Origin of the sequence: Pantoea sp. C2G6 (assembly GCF_051336815.1) — a bacterium.
Taxonomy (GTDB): domain Bacteria; phylum Pseudomonadota; class Gammaproteobacteria; order Enterobacterales; family Enterobacteriaceae; genus Pantoea.
This window is the reverse complement of the sequence record NZ_JBGMNJ010000007.1, coordinates 214329-231395: the sequence shown is the minus strand read 5'-3', so window position 1 is coordinate 231395 and position 17067 is coordinate 214329. Positions and strand designations below refer to the sequence as shown.

Genomic DNA, 17067 nt, shown 5'->3' with positions numbered 1-17067 from the left:
GACTTGCATGTGTTAGGCCTGCCGCCAGCGTTCAATCTGAGCCATGATCAAACTCTTCAATTTAAGTTTGATTTGCTTAAACAAGTTAAGCGGTGCTCATCTGTAAAACGTCATAATGAATTTCATTATGTGTTCACTCGTGAGGCTTTGATATTTTTTTGCGTCCGGAGACGCTGATATCAATCCTGCGAGTGCCCACACAGATTGTCTGATAAATTGTTAAAGAGCAGTGCGAACAGTGCGTTAGCGTCCTGTCGCGAGGTGGCGTATATTACGCTTTCCTCCTTCAGAGTCAACCTCTTTTTCAGAAGTTTTTCTCCGGCGGGTCAGTTTCCTGAACCTCCCAACACCGTATTCCGTAAACCGGTTTGCCGTGTCAGTGGAGGCGCATTATAGGGAACGCTTCAGATAGCGCAAGTGCAAATTCAGACTTTTTTGCTGTTCGTCTGAAATTTGCACAAAAGCGCCGTTTTACCCCTGTTTAATCCGTCCCGGTAGCGCAGCCAGGCTATCAATGACCCAGTCAGCTGCCGCTTCTCCTTCCGCCGTCACCGGCTTACCGCTGCGCACCAGCACTTTCCTGCCGACACCAGCAGCCTGACCCGCCAGCATATCTTCCAGCTTGTCACCCACCATATAAGAGGTGGCCATATCAATATCCAGTTCTTGCTGAGCGGTAAGCAGCATACCCGGATGAGGTTTCCGGCAGTCACACTCCTGACGGAACTCTGCTACGGTTGCCTCAGGATGATGTGGACAGAAATAGATGCCATCCAGATCAACGTCACGATCGGCCAGCGACCAGTCCATCCACTCTGTCAGGCGCATGAACGTATCTTCAGTAAACATGCCGCGCGCAATACCTGACTGGTTAGTCACCACAACCAAAGCAAACCCCATCGCCTTGAGTTGTTGCAGCGCCTCAATAGTGCCGTCAATAAACTGAAAGTCATCTATCTCATGGACATAGCCATGATCAACGTTGAGGGTGCCATCACGATCAAGAAAAATGGCTGGGACTTTATTCGCCACGTAGAAACTCCTGCTATAAAAATTGCCGATCAGTATCGCATGATTGCTATAAAAGGGAGAATGCCAGATTGAATCACTTCCATTGATTTAGACGTCTGGATGCCTTAACATCCATTCAGCTTTTACCGCAGAGAGAATGCGGCAGCCTCTCACACCACGGACAACGCAACACGATAATAAATAACACAATGATTAAACTTGAAAATATAACTAAGGTGTTCCAGCAGGGCACACGTACTATCCCGGCGTTAACTGACGTCAGCCTGCACGTGCCCGCCGGACAGATTTATGGCGTCATCGGCGCTTCCGGTGCAGGTAAAAGTACCTTGATTCGTTGCGTTAACCTGCTGGAACGTCCTACATCGGGCCGGGTGCTGGTTGATGGCACCGACCTGACTGCACTCAATGAACGTCAGCTGACCCAGGCGCGCCGTCAGATTGGCATGATCTTCCAGCACTTCAACCTGATGAACTCCCGCACCGTTGCCGGTAACGTCTCGCTGCCGCTGGAGCTGGGCAACCTCTCCCGCGATCAGATTAAAGCGCGCGTGACAGAACTGCTGGAACTGGTCGGCCTCTCCGATAAGCACGATGCCTGGCCCGCTAACCTGTCGGGCGGTCAGAAGCAGCGCGTCGCCATCGCCCGCGCTCTGGCCAGCAATCCAAAAGTATTACTCTGCGATGAAGCCACCAGCGCCCTCGATCCTGCCACGACCCGCTCGATTCTGGAACTGCTGAAGGATATTAACCGGCGACTCGGGCTGACGATTCTGCTGATCACCCATGAGATGGACGTCGTGAAACGCATCTGCGACCAGGTTGCGGTGATAAGTCAGGGTGAGCTGATTGAAAAAGATAGCGTCAGCGAAGTCTTTTCACACCCTAAAACGCCCCTGGCGCAGCAGTTTATTCAGTCGACCCTGCATCTGGATATACCGGATGATTACCAGCAGCGTCTTTCTGCCACCGCGGCTGAAAACACCGTGCCTCTGCTGCGACTGGAATTCACCGGTAAATCGGTGGATGCGCCGCTGCTTTCTGAAGCGGCCCGCCGCTACAACGTGAATAACAATATTATCAGTGCCCAGATGGATTACGCCGGAGGCGTGAAGTTCGGCATCATGCTGGCTGAAATGCATGGCACAGAAAGCGATACCCGCGAGGCGATCGCCTGGCTGAAGGAGAATCATGTGAAAGTAGAGGTATTAGGTTATGTCTGAGGCGATGATGTGGTTGCTGGGACGGGGCGTATGGGAAACGCTGATGATGACCTTTGTCTCTGGCTTTTTCGGTTTTGTGCTGGGTCTGCCGGTGGGCGTTCTGCTCTATGTCACCCGTCCGGGACAGATTTTGCAGAATCAGGGCCTCTATCGGGTGCTTTCCGCGCTGGTGAATATTTTCCGCTCCATTCCTTTTATTATCTTACTGGTCTGGATGATTCCTTTTACCCGCGTCGTAGTCGGCACCTCGATTGGGTTACAGGCCGCCATCGTGCCGTTAACCGTCGGCGCCGCCCCTTTTATTGCGCGTATGGTTGAAAATGCGCTGCTGGAGCTGCCCACCGGCTTAATTGAAGCCTCACGCGCCATGGGTGCCACGCCGATGCAGATTATCCGTAAGGTCCTGCTGCCGGAGGCGATGCCTGGCCTGGTCAACGCGGCGACCATTACGCTGATCACCCTGGTGGGTTACTCAGCGATGGGAGGCGCGGTCGGTGCCGGTGGTCTGGGCCAGATCGGTTATCAGTATGGTTATATCGGTTATAACGCCACCGTGATGAATACGGTATTAGTGTTGTTAGTGGTTTTGGTGTATCTCATTCAATTCTGTGGTGACCGCATCGTCCGTGCGGTGTCCCATAAGTAAGCCAGCAATATCACAATATTAAGGAAAGGATATGTCTTTCAGATTTAAAAAAATTGCCGCTGTGGGTGCACTGATTGGCGCGATTGCGCTGGCAGGATGCGATCAAAAAGAGAAAGATCCTAACCACATCAAAGTGGGCGTGATTGTCGGCGCTGAGCAGCAGGTCGCTGAAGCGGCGCAGAAAGTTGCGAAAGAGAAATATGGTCTGGACGTGGAGCTGGTCACTTTCAACGACTACGTGCTGCCAAACGAAGCGCTGAGCAAAGGCGATATTGACGTCAACGCCTTCCAGCACAAACCTTATCTGGATCAGCAGATCAAAGATCGTGGTTACAAGCTGGTGTCAGTGGGTAACTCTTTTGTCTACCCTATCGCGGGCTATTCGAAAAAGATTAAGTCTCTGGATGAGTTACAGGATGGTGCGCAGGTCGCGATTCCAAACGATCCGACCAACCTGGGTCGTACCCTGCTGCTGTTGCAGAAAGTGGGCCTGATCAAACTGAAGGATGGCGTGGGCCTGCTGCCGACCTCGCTGGATATTATTGAGAATCCTAAGCATCTGAAAATCGTTGAGCTGGAAGCGCCACAGCTGCCACGCTCACTGGACGATCAGCAGATTGCCCTGGCGGTAATCAACACCACTTACGCCAGCCAGATCGGCCTGACGCCCGCTAAAGATGGCATTTTCGTCGAAGATAAAGATTCACCTTATGTGAACCTGATCGTGGCGCGTGAAGACAATAAAGATGCGGAAAACGTGAAGAAATTCGTTAAGGCTTATCAGTCTGACGAAGTTTACGCAGAAGCTAACAAAGTCTTTAACGGCGGCGCGGTTAAAGGCTGGTAATTTAGTCTTTCATCATCCCCAGGGGCGGCGCTATGCCGCCCTTTCTGTTACCGGGCCCCCCTGCCCGACTTGTTATTTATTCTGGTCCTTGTTTCAATAACGCCACTTTTAGAAACCTGAGGATGTTGCCATGCGTTTTTTACCGCTCTGCTTGTTAGCATTGATGCTGACAGGGTGTGTTCATGAGTATCACCCGATAAGCAGCGCACCCTCTCGTCCGCAGCCATCCAGTGAACCGACCCGTAAGCCAGCGACCCGCCCGGCCCCGGTTAAGCTTTACACCGATGCGGCCGATCTGGTCAGCAAACCGTTCCGCGATCTGGGTGAAGTCTCCGCGGAAGATTGTCAGATCAGCAATCAGAACTCCCCCGCCAACATCGCCACCGCCCGCAAGCGCTTGCAGGTCAGAGCGTCGCAGATGAAAGCCAATGCGGTGCTGCTGCATAAGTGTGAGATCGTGACAGGCACGCCAGGCTGCTATCGGCAGGCGGTATGTCAGGGATCGGCCTTGAAAGTCAGTAATCAATGAGTGAATTCGCCTTCACGCAGATCGGGGTTATTCGCTCTCCGTGGAAAGAGAAGTTCGCCGTGCCGCGCCAGCCCGGACTGGTGCAGGATGGCGGCGGCGAGCTGCATCTGCTGACGCCTTACAATCAGCCGGAAGCCGTCCGTGGGCTGGAAGCCTTTAGCCATCTCTGGCTGCTGTTTGTCTTTCATCAGACGATGGCCGGTGGCTGGCGTCCCACCGTGCGTCCGCCCCGGCTGGGCGGCAATGCGCGCATGGGCGTCTTTGCGACCCGCTCGACCTTCCGGCCAAATCCGATTGGCATGTCACTGGTTGAGCTAAAAGGCATTCATATTGAAAAGCAGCAGGTGATCCTGCAACTCGGCAGTCTGGACCTGGTGGATGGCACGCCCGTCGTTGACATCAAACCTTACCTGCCCTTTGCCGAGGCGCTGCCCGAGGCGCAGGCAGGTTTTGCCCAGGCACCACCGGCAGCCGATATGCCGGTCCGCTTCTCCGACCTGGCGCAGCAGCAGCTGCAACAGCTGGCGCACTACCCCAATCTGGCTCGCTTTATTCGCGAAGTGCTGGCGCAGGATCCCCGCCCCGCTTACCGTAAGGGCGAAACGCAAAACCGGGAATATGCCGCCTGGCTGATGGATTTTAATGTCCGCTGGCGCATCGACGATGCCGGTACGGAAGTGATGGCCATCGACCCGCGTTAAAACCCGCTTTTGAGGCGGTGATCTCACTGGTACACTAGCCGCCAGCAAAATTCTGTCTGTGACTTTCCGATCAACTGGAATCGTAATCAATGCGTACTACTCAATATCTGCTCTCTACTCAGAAAGAGACGCCTTCCGATGCTGAAGTGATCAGCCATCAGCTGATGCTGCGCGCCGGAATGATCCGCAAACTGGCTTCTGGCCTCTATACCTGGTTACCGACCGGGGTGCGCGTGCTGAAAAAAGTCGAAAACATCGTGCGCGAAGAGATGAACAACGCGGGCGCGGTTGAGATTTTAATGCCGGTGGTGCAACCCGCCGACCTGTGGCAGGAGAGCGGTCGCTGGGAGGAGTATGGCCCGGAGCTGCTGCGTATCGCCGATCGCAGCGAACGTCCGTTTGTGCTGGGTCCGACGCATGAAGAGGTGGTCACTGACCTGATCCGCAACGAGCTAAGCTCTTATAAGCAGCTGCCGCTTAACCTCTATCAGATCCAGACCAAATTCCGTGATGAAGTGCGTCCACGTTTCGGCGTGATGCGTTCGCGTGAGTTCATCATGAAAGACGCTTACTCGTTCCACGTTTCGCAGGAGTCATTGCAGGAAACCTACGATGCGATGTACCGCGCCTACAGCCAGATCTTCAGCCGCATGGGCCTGGATTTCCGTGCCGTGCAGGCCGATACCGGCTCGATTGGTGGCAGCGCATCCCATGAGTTCCAGGTACTGGCGCAGAGTGGCGAAGATGATGTGATCTTCTCCAGCGAATCGGATTACGCCGCCAACATCGAGCTGGCGGAAGCGGTCGCGCCCGCCGGTGAACGTGCCGCGCCATCGCAGGCGATGCAGCTGGTCGAGACGCCAGACGCAAAAACCATCGCGGAGCTGGTTGAGCAATTTAACGTGCCTGTTGAAAAAACAGTGAAAACGCTGATTGTGAAAGGTGCCGCAGAGAGTGGCCATGCGCTGGTTGCGCTGCTGGTGCGCGGCGATCATCAGCTCAATGAGATCAAAGCGGAGAAATCAGCGATCGTTGCTTCGCCGCTGGTGTTCGCCACCGAAGAAGAGATCCGCGCCGCAGTGGGTGCCGGTCCGGGTTCAATCGGTCCGGTCGGTCTGAATATGCCGATCATTGCTGACCGTACCGTGGCGAAGATGAGCGACTTCAGCGCCGGGGCTAACGTCGATGGTAAGCACTACTTCGGCATTAACTGGGAGCGCGATCTGCCGCTGGCCAGCGTCGCGGATATTCGTAACGTGGTCGAAGGTGATTTAAGCCCGGATGGCAAAGGCACCTTGCAGATTAAACGCGGCATCGAAGTGGGCCACATTTTCCAGCTCGGCACCAAATATTCTGATGCGCTGAAAGCCTCCGTTCAGGGCGAAGATGGCCGCAACCAGGTGATGAGCATGGGCTGCTACGGCATCGGTATCACCCGCGTTGTCGCGGCCGCCATTGAGCAGAACCATGACGAGCGCGGCATCATCTGGCCAGCCGCGCTGGCACCGTTCGAAGTGGCGATTCTGCCGATGAATATGCAGAAATCGTTCCGCGTTAAAGAGCTGGCGGAAGAGCTGTATGCCACACTGCGCGCCAAAGGCGTTGACGTCATTCTGGATGATCGCAAAGAGCGTCCGGGCGTGATGTTCGCTGATATGGAGCTGATTGGTGTGCCACATACCATCGTGATTGGCGACCGCAATCTCGACAATCAGGAGATTGAATATAAAGCGCGTCGTGCCGGTGAGAAGCAGATGATTAAGCAGGATGAAATCGTTGAATTCCTGCTGAAGGCACTGGATAAGTAAGTTCGTCGCGTTAGTCAAAGCGGGCTGAATCTGGCCGCAACGGATGAGTTCATCGCGAAGGGAACTGGGTCAGAAGAGGAAAGCGTCCCGCGCCAGGGACGGCGCGGGCCGAGCGGCCATGGATGGCTTTAGCGACTTTCCGATCTGACCCTGTTTTCTGAGCAGGCTCGATCTCTTCGCCGCTTGCCCCTGACGTTGTAAGCACTCAAAGGCCCCGCTTGCGGGGCTTTTTTTATTGCACCTTGCCGCGCATCGATTTGGTCGTACTGCGGCGTGATTTTCCTTCCAGCCGACGCTCTTTTGACGCGCGGGTCGGCCGCGTGGCGCGCCGCACTTTTTCAACCGTACTCAGTTCCCGGATCAAATTAACCAGACGCTGTAACGCGGCCTCACGGTTCATCTCCTGGCTGCGGTACTCCTGCGCCTTGATCACCACCACTCCTTCAGCGGTAATCAGATGATGGCTGGCCGTCAGCAACCGCTCTTTATAAAACGCGGGCAGCGAAGAGGCCGCAATATCGAAGCGCAGATGAATGGCCGTACTGGCTTTATTCACATGCTGTCCACCCGCCCCCTGGGCGCGGATCGCCGTCAGCTCAATTTCACTCTCCGGGATCTCAACCGTGCGTGACAGCATAATCATCTGCCACCTTCCCGTCTCACCATCACCTTTACTTCTGATAACCTGTTCATCAAATTAACCTTTTGTGCTCCAACTCTTTCCGCGCCAGCCAGCGGAATCTGTCACTTTAGCAGTGATTGGCGTAGTGATCCTGCTTTACGCGGGCTGATTTCCTGCAAATGGCTATGATATAGTCGCCAGTTAACCAGGGTATTTACGCTCTGCCGAAGGGGGTCATGTGCAAAATTATTGTGAGTTAGTTCGCCGGAAATATGCCGAAATTGGCAGCGGGGATTTAGGTTACATACCCGATGCGATTGGCTGCGCATTGAAGGCGCTTGATGATATTGCCGCAAATAGTGAGCTAAACTCTTCTGTCAGGGAACAGGCGGCCTGGGCCGCTGCTAACTTATTGGTGAGCGACTATGTTGATAAATGAAGCGTACCAACCCATCAATTGCGATGATTACGATAATCTGGAACTCGCCTGCCAAAACCACTGGATGCTGTCGCTGGAAATGAAAGATGGCGAGCAGCTTAAGGCAAAAGCCAAAGAGATCTTTTCACGCAAGAACGTGGAATACCTGGCTATCGATCTTTCGGGTGAAAATCGTGAGCTACGTCTTGACCATATCGCCAGCTTCACCCATCCCGAGCTGGGCACGGTAGTGGTCAGCGCAGAGTAATCTACGCATGCCGGGCGGGACTTTCCCGCCCTCTCCGTCTCAGGGCTGTAGCGAACCGTAGTACGCCGCTAAATCCGCCATATCGCTATCACTTAATCCCGCCACAAACGCTTTCATCACCTCAGCCTGACCGCCGCTGCGTTCACCTTTTTTATAGGCCTGCAAAGCCTGTTGCAGATAAGCTGCATGCTGCCCGGCCAGATTGGGATAAACCGGCACCGCTGCTTTTCCTGCCGCGCCATGACAGGCCATACAGCTGCCCGCCTTCTGCGCGCCACGCTCAGCATCCCCCGCCGCCCAGACCGGCAGCGCGGTAGCCAGTAAGCAGGCTACGATCCACTTGTTCATTGTTGTTCTCCTGTGCCGGATGCTGGCTGCCAGACCGCCTGCCAGCCCTCGCCATCACCCGCCGCTCCGTCGCCGGTGATAAACAGGCCCGGCGAACCGATCAGCGTCTGATTGTAAAAAATTAACGGCAGCCGTTCGCGCTGCCACGGAGGTACCTGCAACTCCTGCCACACTTTTTTCACTTCCCGGCTGCCGGTGCGCCCCGCCAGATGTACGCGGCCCTGTATATGAAACCGCACGCTGACCTGCTCATCCGGCCGAGGATAGCGCAGCAGACTCTGCGCCTGGCTGGCGAACAGCACCCCGGAGTGGTGCGGTAGCACCAGCGGCTGCCGCAGATCGGGCCACGCCAGCTGGATACCGCGCAGCGAGCTAAGCGGCGGCAGCCAATAGAGTCGCTGACGATAACGACGCACTTCAGCCGCCCCCAACCGCAGCTGCGGCTGGGCATCTTCCCGGCTCGCCATCACTTCATCGCGGATACGGTTCAGGGCATCACGCGACGGCATGACGCCCCCCTGCGCGGCGATCCAGCGACGAAGCAGCGCATTGGCGCGCGCCTCGCTCATCGTCAACAAGGGCGGAAAATGTAAACTGCCGTCGGGCTGGATCAGCGCGGCCAGCTGATCGGCCAGTAGCTCATCCAGTAACTGCTCCTGCTCACGGCATAATGCCGCACTGCGGGCCGTCGCCTCAGCAAAATGGGGCCAGCGCTGACAGAGTTCAGGCAGCAGCCGCTGGCGCAGAAAGTTACGGTCGTAGCGCAGATCCTGATTGCTCTCATCCTCGATCCACGCCAGCTGCCAGTGCCGGGCGTACTGCTCCAGCGACTGCCGGGAGTGATGAAGTAGCGGGCGTAACAGGCGATGCGCCCCCAGTGCGCGGGCGTGCGGCATCGCAGCTAATCCCGCCGGACCGCTGCCGCGCTTCAGCGCCAGTAAAAAGGTTTCACACTGATCGTCAAGATGCTGCGCGGTAAGCAACACCTCGCCGGGCTGAAGTGACGCGCTCAGCGCCTGGTAGCGGGCGGTACGGGCTGCCGCTTCAACTCCGCTGTTACTGCCGTCAACAGTGACGCGCAGTACCTCACACGAGAGCTGCCACTGCTGGCAGAGCGCCACGCAATGGGCCGCCCAGCGATCGGCATTCGGGCTGAGCCCATGATGAACATGCAGTGCCCGCAGGCGTGACTGAGGATGCTGCTGCTGCCAGCGCCAGAGCTGATGCAGCAGCACGGTGGAATCGAGTCCGCCGCTGAACGCAACCACCAGCGCGGCATCCGGTTGCAGCAGTGAGTCAAAAGCGGGCAAAGACATAACAGAATCCACAAAACCGGGCCGCCGGATGCGACCCGCAGAGGGCGCTATTTTACGCCTGATAAAGCTCAAGCGGCAAACCGTCTGGATCGGCAAAGAAAGTACAGGGCTTACCGGTCAGTTCATCGATGCGGATGGGCTCGCACTCGACCCCTTTTTCGGCCAGCGTTGCGACCGCTGCCGCCACGTCAGGCACGGTAAACGCCAGATGACGTAACCCACAGGCTTCCGGGTGGCTGACCCGGTCGGGCGGCTCGGGAAAAGAGAACAGCTCAATGGTATAGCGACCCTGTAAAGCGAGATCGCCTTTCCACGAATCGCGCGCTTCGCGGTAATATTCCCCAAGCAGAGTGAAGCCCAGCACATCGCAATAGAACGCTTTGCTGCGCTGATAGTCTGAGGCGATGATAGCGATGTGGTGAATAGCGTTTAACTGCAACATATCGATTCCTTAATGCGGGCAAAGCGCCTGCGTTATGCCGGCACTCCGCCACTGACAATGGATAAACGTTTAAACGGATGGCTCTTTCAGTACCCGCACGCGATACTCGCCCTCTTCCGTCAGCGTGGCGCCGTGAATATCGGTCTCGAAGCCCGGATAGTGTCGGCCAATGCTGCACAGCATCAGCAGAAAATCGAGCACCGCGCGGCTCTGTTCAGTAATCATCTCGCCCGGCATCACCAGCGGCACGCCCGGTGGATAGGGCAGTATCATGTTCGCCGAGACGCGCCCGACCAGTTCACTGATCTCCACCGTTTCGAGATTGCCTTTTACCTGCTGCTGAAACGCCTGGTAAGGGGTCATCTTCATTTCCGGCAGCACGTCGAACGCCTGCAACATTAAACGCGGCAGATCGTGATGACGGATCAGCTGATGGATCCCCTGCGCCAGCGTCTGAATCCGCATATTACGGTAGAAGTCGGGATCTTCCGCATAGAGATCCGGCAGCATGTTCTTTACCCGCAGGTTGAGATCGTAGGCGCGTTTGAACTCGGTCAGGCCGCGCAGCACGCTCATCGCTTTGGTTTTGTCGATGCCAATGCTGAACAGGAACAGCAGGTTATAGGGGCCGGTTTTCTCCACCACGATACCGCGCTCATCGAGAAACTTCGCCACCAGCGCCGCCGGGATCCCCTCTTCCGCCATCTCACCCAGCTCGCTCATGCCCGGTGTCAGAATGGTCACTTTGATCGGATCGAGATACATGTGATCGCGATCGGCCTGGGTGAATCCGTGCCACTCTTCTTCGCCGGGCTGGATCGGCCAGCATTGCGCTTCGTCGATCTGTTCCGGCTGCCAGATGTCAAAGAACCAGCTGTCGGACTCTTCGCGCAGGCGCTGGATCTCACGCCGGAAGTGCAGCGCGCGTTCCACCGAGCGATTGATCAGCCGCTTCCCCGGATTGCCGCGCAGCATCGCGGCGGCCGTTTCGATAGAGGAGACGATGGCGTAATTGGGCGAAGTGGTGGTGTGCATCATATAGGCTTCGTTAAACGTCTGTTCGTTGTAGTCGCCTTTAATGTGGATCAACGATGCCTGGGAAAAGGCAGCCAGCAGTTTGTGCGTGGATTGCGTTTCATAGACCACTTTGCCCGGCACTCGCTCGCCGCTCATACCGCTTTTTCCGGCGTAGATCGGATGGAAATTGGTGTAGGGCACCCAGGCCGAATCGAAATGAATCGACGGCACATCCAGCGTCTCTTTGATGTACCGGGTGTTGTAGAGCAGCCCGTCATAAGTAGAGTTGGTGATCACCGCATGAACCGGCCAGCTGGCGCGTTCGGTGGTCGCGACCTTCTGCGTAATGCTCTCGCGGGTGAACTCTCGCTGCGGAATACCGCCGAGAATACCCAGCGCATTGCGGGTCGGCTTCAGCCAGAGAGGGATCAGGTCACTCATCATCAGCAGGTGGGTGAGCGATTTATGGCAGTTACGATCGATCAGCACCGTGCTGCCCGCCGGTGCCGCGTACATACCCACAATTTTGTTGGAGGTCGAGGTGCCGTTGGTCACCATATAGCTCTGCTCGGCTCCAAAGGTGCGGGCGATATACTCCTCTGCTTCAAGATGCGGGCCGGTGTGATCCAGCAGCGAACCGAGTTCCGTCACCGAGATGGAGATGTCCGATTTCAGGGTGTTGGCACCGAAGAAGTCATAGAACAGGCAGCCGACCGGGCTCTTCTGAAAGGCGGTGCCCGCCATATGGCCCGGCGTACAGAAGGTGTACTTCCCCTCTTTCACATAGGTGAACAGCGCTTTGGTCAGCGGCGGCGTAATGTGATCGAGATAGTCGTCGGTATACTGCCGGATATGCAGCGCGATGTCGTCCGCGGCATTCAGCGCATACTCAAAAAAGTGCAGCGGCATACGCATCTCATTGATGCTGATGTCCATCTGTGAATGGGTGTTGATAAACGCATAGAGCGGCAGGTATTCGTTGAGCTGATTAATCTCCCCACACAGCTCAGGACTGTTGTGCGCATCCCAGTCGAAGATAACGCCGCTGATGCGCGGATTGTGTTCAATCAGTTTCAGCAGGTCGTCACTGTTTTTCGGATAGAGCAGCTGAAAGCCTTGCAGGTTCAGCGCCGCGTCGAGTTCGCGTAACGGCTCATCTTTGTAAAACACGCCGTGCGCGCCCATGATCGCCAGAATATTCAATGCCCTTCTCCCTCATTATTGTGGAACCGAACAAGCATATACGCTAACTCCCGGAAGGTGTAGCAAGCGGGCAAAGAGATGGCGGCGAACGCAGCAGCAAGGAGAGCGGGGTTAAACGGCGGGCATAAAAAAAGCGGACCGGAGTCCGCTTTAATTGATGAGGCTAAATCAGGCGTAGCCGTAGCTCATCAGGCGCTGATAACGACGATCAAGCAGCTCTTCCGTGCTCAATCCATCCAGCTCGGCCAGATCGGCCAGCAGCTGCTGCTTCAGGGACTGCGCCATATCGACCGGACGGCGATGCGCGCCACCCAGCGGCTCCGGGATCACCGAGTCAATCAGCTTCAGCTCTTTCAGACGGTGCGCGGTAATGCCCATCGCTTCGGCGGCCAGCGGCGCTTTATCGGCGCTTTTCCACAGAATCGAAGCACAGCCTTCTGGCGAGATCACTGAATAGGTGCTGTATTGCAGCATATTCACTTTATCGCCCACGCCAATCGCCAGCGCACCACCTGAACCGCCTTCCCCGATCACCGTACAGATCACCGGTACTTTCAGGCCAGACATTTCACGCAGGTTGCGGGCAATGGCTTCAGACTGCCCACGCTCTTCCGCACCCACGCCCGGATAGGCACCCGGCGTGTCGATGAAGGTAATAATCGGCATGTTGAAACGTTCAGCCATCTCCATCAGGCGCAGCGCTTTGCGATAGCCCTCCGGTGCGGGCATGCCGAAGTTACGGCGAATTTTCTCTTTGGTTTCACGGCCTTTCTGGTGCCCGATGATCATCACCGGACGTCCATCAAGACGTGCAATCCCGCCAACAATCGCTTTGTCATCCGCATAAGCGCGGTCGCCCGCCAGCTCATCGAAATCGTCGAAAGCGTTACGCACATAGTCAAAGGTATAAGGACGCAAAGGATGGCGCGCCAGTTGAGCGATCTGCCATGCGCCTAAATCGGCGAAGATTTTACGGGTCAGCTCAACGCTTTTCTCACGCAGACGCTGAACTTCTTCATCCAGATTAACGTGTTTATCATCCTGACGACCAATCGAGGTCAGCGAATCGATCTTCGCTTCCAGTTCTGCAATTGGCTGTTCAAAATCCAGGTAATTAAGACTCATAATGTTCCTGTTCTAGTCAAACTCCAGTTCCACCTGCTCCGATCCAATCAACGAGCGCAGATCGTTAAGTAAACGATCGCTGGGCGAAATGCGCCACGCTGCACCAAAGCGCAGCTTCGCTCGCGCGTCGGCTCTCTGATAGTAGAGATGCACCGGAATGGTCCCTGATCGATGGGGCTCAAGGGACTGACGGAGTCGGTTTAATAGCTGGTCATCAATTTGCCTGTCCGTCAGCGAGATAGCAAGTCCGCGCGCGTATTTTTCGCGAGCTTCGTCGATGTCCATAACTTCACGGGCAGTCATTTTAAGGCCGCCACTGAAGTCATCAAAGCTGACCTGTCCACTGACGATCAGGATTCGGTCTTTCTCCAGCAGCTGCTGGTATTTATCTAACGCATCGGTAAATAACATCACCTCAAGACGACCAGAGCGATCGTCCAGAGTACAGATACCAATTCGGTTGCCGCGCTTGGTGACCATTACCCGCGCGGCTATCACCAGACCGGCCGCAACGGTAATTTTCCCCCGGTCGGTCGGATGCATATCTTTCAGCCGTACCCCGCCAACGTAACGCTCAATTTCTTTCAGATACTGATTAATCGGATGGCCGGTAAGGTATAACCCCAGCGTCTCCCGCTCGCCATCCAGCTGCACCTGCTCAGGCCACGGCGTGACGCTGGCGTAGGATTTCTCCACCTGCTCCGGCTCTTCCGCCAGCACGCCAAACATATCCGCCTGACCAATCGCTTCCGCTTTCGCGTGCTGGTCGGCCGCTTTTAACGCATCACTGAGCGAACTCATCAGTGCGGCGCGGTGCGGTCCCAGGCGATCAAACGCCCCGGACATGATCAGTTTCTCCATCACCCGACGGTTGATCTTTTTGGTATCGGTCCGGGCGCAGAGATCAAACAGCTCGCGGAAATAACCGCCTTCGTTACGCGCATCGATGATCGCTTCGATCGGGCCTTCACCCACGCCTTTAATCGCGCCGATGCCATAAACAATCTCGCCCGCATCATTGACGTGGAACGGATAGAGGCCGGAGTTAATGTCGGGCGGCAACACCTTCAGCCCCATCCGCCAGCACTCATCGACCAGCCCCACCACTTTCTCGGTATTATCCATATCGGCGGTCATCACCGCCGCCATAAATTCGGCCGGATAGTGGGCTTTCAGCCACAGGGTCTGATAGGAGACCAGCGCATAGGCCGCAGAGTGTGACTTGTTAAAGCCATAACCTGCAAATTTTTCTACCAGATCGAAGATCTTCATCGACAGTTCGCCGTCGATGCCCATCTTTTCCGCCCCGTCGCGGAACACCGACCGCTGCTTGGCCATCTCTTCCGGTTTCTTTTTACCCATGGCACGACGCAGCATATCTGCGCCGCCGAGGGTATAACCGGAGAGCACCTGGGCGATCTGCATCACCTGTTCCTGATAGAGGATGATGCCGTAGGTCGGCTCCAGCACCGGTTTCAGGCTTTCGTGCTGCCACTGAATATCGGGATAGGAGATCGCTTCACGGCCATGTTTACGGTCAATAAAGTTATCGACCATGCCCGATTGCAGCGGACCGGGACGGAACAGCGCCACCAGCGCGATCATATCTTCAAAGCAGTCGGGCTTCAGGCGCTTGATCAGATCTTTCATGCCACGCGATTCCAGCTGGAACACCGCTGTGGTTTCCGAGCGCTGTAGCATGTCGAAACTTTTCTTATCATCCAGCGGGATAGAGGCGATGTCGATCGGCTCCAGCCCCTGCTTTGCCCGGCGCGGATTGATCATCTTCAGCGCCCAGTCGATGATGGTCAGGGTACGCAGCCCCAGGAAGTCGAACTTCACCAGCCCGGCATATTCCACATCATTTTTATCAAACTGGGTAACCGGGAACTGACCGTTTTCATCGCAGTAGAGCGGCGCGAAGTCAGTGATCTTTGTTGGCGCGATCACCACACCACCGGCGTGTTTACCGGCGTTGCGCGTCACCCCTTCCAGCTTGCGCGCCATATCAATCAGCGCCTTAACCTCTTCATCTGCCTCATACATGGCGGGCAGCTGCGGTTCAGCAATAAAGGCTTTTTCCAGCGTCATGCCGGGATCGGGCGGGATCAGTTTTGAGATGCGGTCAACAAAGCCGTAAGGATGACCCAGCACGCGGCCCACGTCACGGATCACCGCTTTGGCCGCCATGGTACCGAAGGTGATGATCTGCGAAACCGCCTCACGTCCATACATATCCGCGACGTGTTCAATCACCTGATCGCGCTTCTCCATGCAGAAGTCGACGTCGAAGTCGGGCATCGAGACACGTTCCGGGTTCAGGAAACGTTCGAACAGCAGGTCAAATTCCAGCGGATCAATATCGGTAATTTTCAGCGCATAGGCGACCAGTGAACCGGCACCGGAACCTCGTCCCGGACCGACCGGGACCCCGTTATCCTTCGACCACTGGATAAACTCCATGACGATCAGGAAGTAGCCGGGAAAGCCCATCTGGTTAATAACGTTGAGTTCGATCTCAAGGCGTTCATCATATTCCGGGCGCTTCTCCGCCCGTTCGGCTTCGTCCGGGAACAGGAAGACCAGTCGCTCCTCCAGTCCCTCGCGGGATTTGACCACCAGGTAGTCTTCGGTGGTCATGTCACCGGTCGGGAACTGAGGCAGGAAGTACTCGCCCAGCCGCACCGTGACGTTACAGCGCTTAGCAATCTCTACGCTGTTTTCCAGCGCTTCCGGGATGTCCGAGAACAGCTCGCACATCTCCGCTTCGCTGCGCATATATTGCTGAGGACTGTAGTTGCGCGGACGCTTGGGATCGTCCAGCGTATAACCATCATGAATGGCGACGCGGATCTCATGCGCGTCGAAATCCTCTTCATTGATGAAGCAGACTTCATTGGTGGCGACCACCGGGATACCCTCTGCAATCGCCAGCTCAACCGCCGCGTGCAGATAGCTCTCTTCATCCTGACGGCCGGTACGTACCAGCTCAAGATAGTAATGATCGGGGAAATGTTGCTGATAGAAGGCGAGGCACTGCGAAACCAGACCGCTGTTACCGCGCAGCAGGCTGCGTCCCACGTCACCACGTCGCCCGCCCGACAGCAGGATCAGTCCCTCTTTTAACTCCACCAGCCAGTCACGATCGATGGTCGGACCGGCCACGCCGTAGCCACGCTGATAGGCGCGGGAGATCAGCAGCGTCAGGTTCTGATAACCGGTATCGCTGGCGGCCAGCACGGTCAGCTGGGTCAGTTCATCCCCCATCAGCTCGCTGGCGACGTTGAAATCTGCGCCAATAATCGGTTTGATCCCGGCGCTGTGGGCGCTGCCATAGAATTTAACCAGACCACACAGGTTGGTGAAGTCGGTAATGGCGATTGCCGGCATGCCGAGTGCAGCCGCCTTTTTGACCAGCGGCCCGGTTTTCGCCAGGCCATCCACCATCGAATAGTCGCTATGGACATGCAGATGTATAAAACGGGGTTCAGCCATATCAGTTTCCGGTTAGAACAGCGTCAGGCT

Annotated in this window: 16 protein-coding genes and 1 rRNA gene; 8 read left to right on the top strand and 9 right to left on the bottom strand. The window is 56.1% G+C overall.

The window, feature by feature from the left end:
• A 16S ribosomal RNA gene (locus tag ACCW71_RS12120) occupies window positions 1–63 on the bottom strand; the annotation flags it as partial.
• A 408-nt stretch (window positions 64–471) separates the two neighbouring features.
• Window positions 472–1032, bottom strand: coding sequence for a D-glycero-beta-D-manno-heptose 1,7-bisphosphate 7-phosphatase (gene gmhB, locus ACCW71_RS12115; RefSeq protein WP_436371646.1), 561 nt, complete (start codon window positions 1030–1032; stop codon window positions 472–474).
• A 188-nt stretch (window positions 1033–1220) separates the two neighbouring features.
• On the opposite strand from gmhB, the gene metN reads away from it, so the two are divergent.
• The 6 genes from metN (at window position 1221) to proS (ending at window position 6783) form a co-directional block, all read left to right on the top strand.
• Window positions 1221–2252, top strand: a complete 1032-nt coding sequence (gene metN / locus ACCW71_RS12110) for a methionine ABC transporter ATP-binding protein MetN (RefSeq protein WP_436371644.1) — start codon at window positions 1221–1223, stop codon at window positions 2250–2252.
• Complete coding sequence (locus ACCW71_RS12105) at window positions 2245–2898, top strand: methionine ABC transporter permease MetI (RefSeq protein ID WP_436371642.1); 654 nt, start codon at window positions 2245–2247, stop codon at window positions 2896–2898. The genes metN and ACCW71_RS12105 overlap by 8 nt, the downstream gene beginning before the upstream one ends.
• A 31-nt stretch (window positions 2899–2929) precedes the next feature.
• The gene (locus ACCW71_RS12100) at window positions 2930–3745 is read left to right on the top strand and encodes a MetQ/NlpA family lipoprotein (RefSeq protein ID WP_436371640.1); all 816 of its coding nucleotides are present in this window, start codon (window positions 2930–2932) and stop codon (window positions 3743–3745) included.
• A gap of 130 nt (window positions 3746–3875) precedes the next feature.
• A complete protein-coding gene (rcsF, locus tag ACCW71_RS12095) occupies window positions 3876–4274 on the top strand; it encodes an Rcs stress response system protein RcsF (RefSeq protein WP_436371638.1) in 399 nt (132 codons plus the stop codon).
• Window positions 4271–4975: a tRNA (N6-threonylcarbamoyladenosine(37)-N6)-methyltransferase TrmO gene (tsaA, locus tag ACCW71_RS12090; RefSeq protein ID WP_436371637.1), complete on the top strand. Its 705-nt coding sequence runs from the start codon at window positions 4271–4273 to the stop codon at window positions 4973–4975. Before rcsF ends, tsaA begins: the two co-directional genes overlap by 4 nt.
• A gap of 89 nt (window positions 4976–5064) precedes the next feature.
• On the top strand, window positions 5065–6783 hold the full coding sequence (gene proS, locus ACCW71_RS12085; protein WP_436371635.1) for a proline--tRNA ligase: 1719 nt from the start codon (window positions 5065–5067) through the stop codon (window positions 6781–6783).
• Window positions 6784–7015: 232 nt separating this feature from the next.
• On the opposite strand, the gene arfB is transcribed toward proS, so the two are convergent.
• Entirely contained in the window at window positions 7016–7426 is a 411-nt protein-coding gene (gene arfB, locus ACCW71_RS12080) for an alternative ribosome rescue aminoacyl-tRNA hydrolase ArfB (protein ID WP_436371633.1), read from the bottom strand.
• 217 nt (window positions 7427–7643) lie between these two features.
• Between arfB and ACCW71_RS12075 the strand changes: the two genes are divergently transcribed.
• Together ACCW71_RS12075 and rof are read left to right on the top strand one after the other, a co-directional pair.
• Window positions 7644–7844 (top strand): YaeP family protein, encoded by a 201-nt coding sequence (locus ACCW71_RS12075; protein WP_436371631.1) that lies wholly within the window; start codon window positions 7644–7646, stop codon window positions 7842–7844.
• A complete protein-coding gene (gene rof / locus ACCW71_RS12070) occupies window positions 7831–8091 on the top strand; it encodes a Rho-binding antiterminator (protein ID WP_436371629.1) in 261 nt (86 codons plus the stop codon). Before ACCW71_RS12075 ends, rof begins: the two co-directional genes overlap by 14 nt.
• A gap of 39 nt (window positions 8092–8130) precedes the next feature.
• Here rof and ACCW71_RS12065 read toward each other — a convergent pair whose 3' ends face one another.
• From ACCW71_RS12065 to dnaE, 6 genes are all read right to left on the bottom strand, one after another.
• Window positions 8131–8439 (bottom strand): c-type cytochrome, encoded by a 309-nt coding sequence (locus ACCW71_RS12065; protein ID WP_436371627.1) that lies wholly within the window; start codon window positions 8437–8439, stop codon window positions 8131–8133.
• Complete coding sequence (gene tilS, locus ACCW71_RS12060; protein ID WP_436371625.1) at window positions 8436–9755, bottom strand: tRNA lysidine(34) synthetase TilS; 1320 nt, start codon at window positions 9753–9755, stop codon at window positions 8436–8438. The genes ACCW71_RS12065 and tilS overlap by 4 nt, the downstream gene beginning before the upstream one ends.
• Before the next feature lie 52 nt (window positions 9756–9807).
• A complete protein-coding gene (locus ACCW71_RS12055; protein WP_436371623.1) occupies window positions 9808–10197 on the bottom strand; it encodes a VOC family protein in 390 nt (129 codons plus the stop codon).
• A 69-nt stretch (window positions 10198–10266) separates the two neighbouring features.
• On the bottom strand, window positions 10267–12417 hold the full coding sequence (locus ACCW71_RS12050) for a lysine decarboxylase LdcC (RefSeq protein WP_436371621.1): 2151 nt from the start codon (window positions 12415–12417) through the stop codon (window positions 10267–10269).
• 168 nt (window positions 12418–12585) lie between these two features.
• Window positions 12586–13542 carry an acetyl-CoA carboxylase carboxyl transferase subunit alpha gene (gene accA, locus ACCW71_RS12045; protein WP_436371619.1) on the bottom strand — a complete coding sequence of 319 codons (957 nt, stop codon included), beginning with the start codon at window positions 13540–13542 and terminating at the stop codon, window positions 12586–12588.
• A 12-nt stretch (window positions 13543–13554) separates the two neighbouring features.
• Window positions 13555–17037, bottom strand: a complete 3483-nt coding sequence (gene dnaE / locus ACCW71_RS12040; protein WP_436371617.1) for a DNA polymerase III subunit alpha — start codon at window positions 17035–17037, stop codon at window positions 13555–13557.
• Window positions 17038–17067 lie beyond the last annotated feature (30 nt).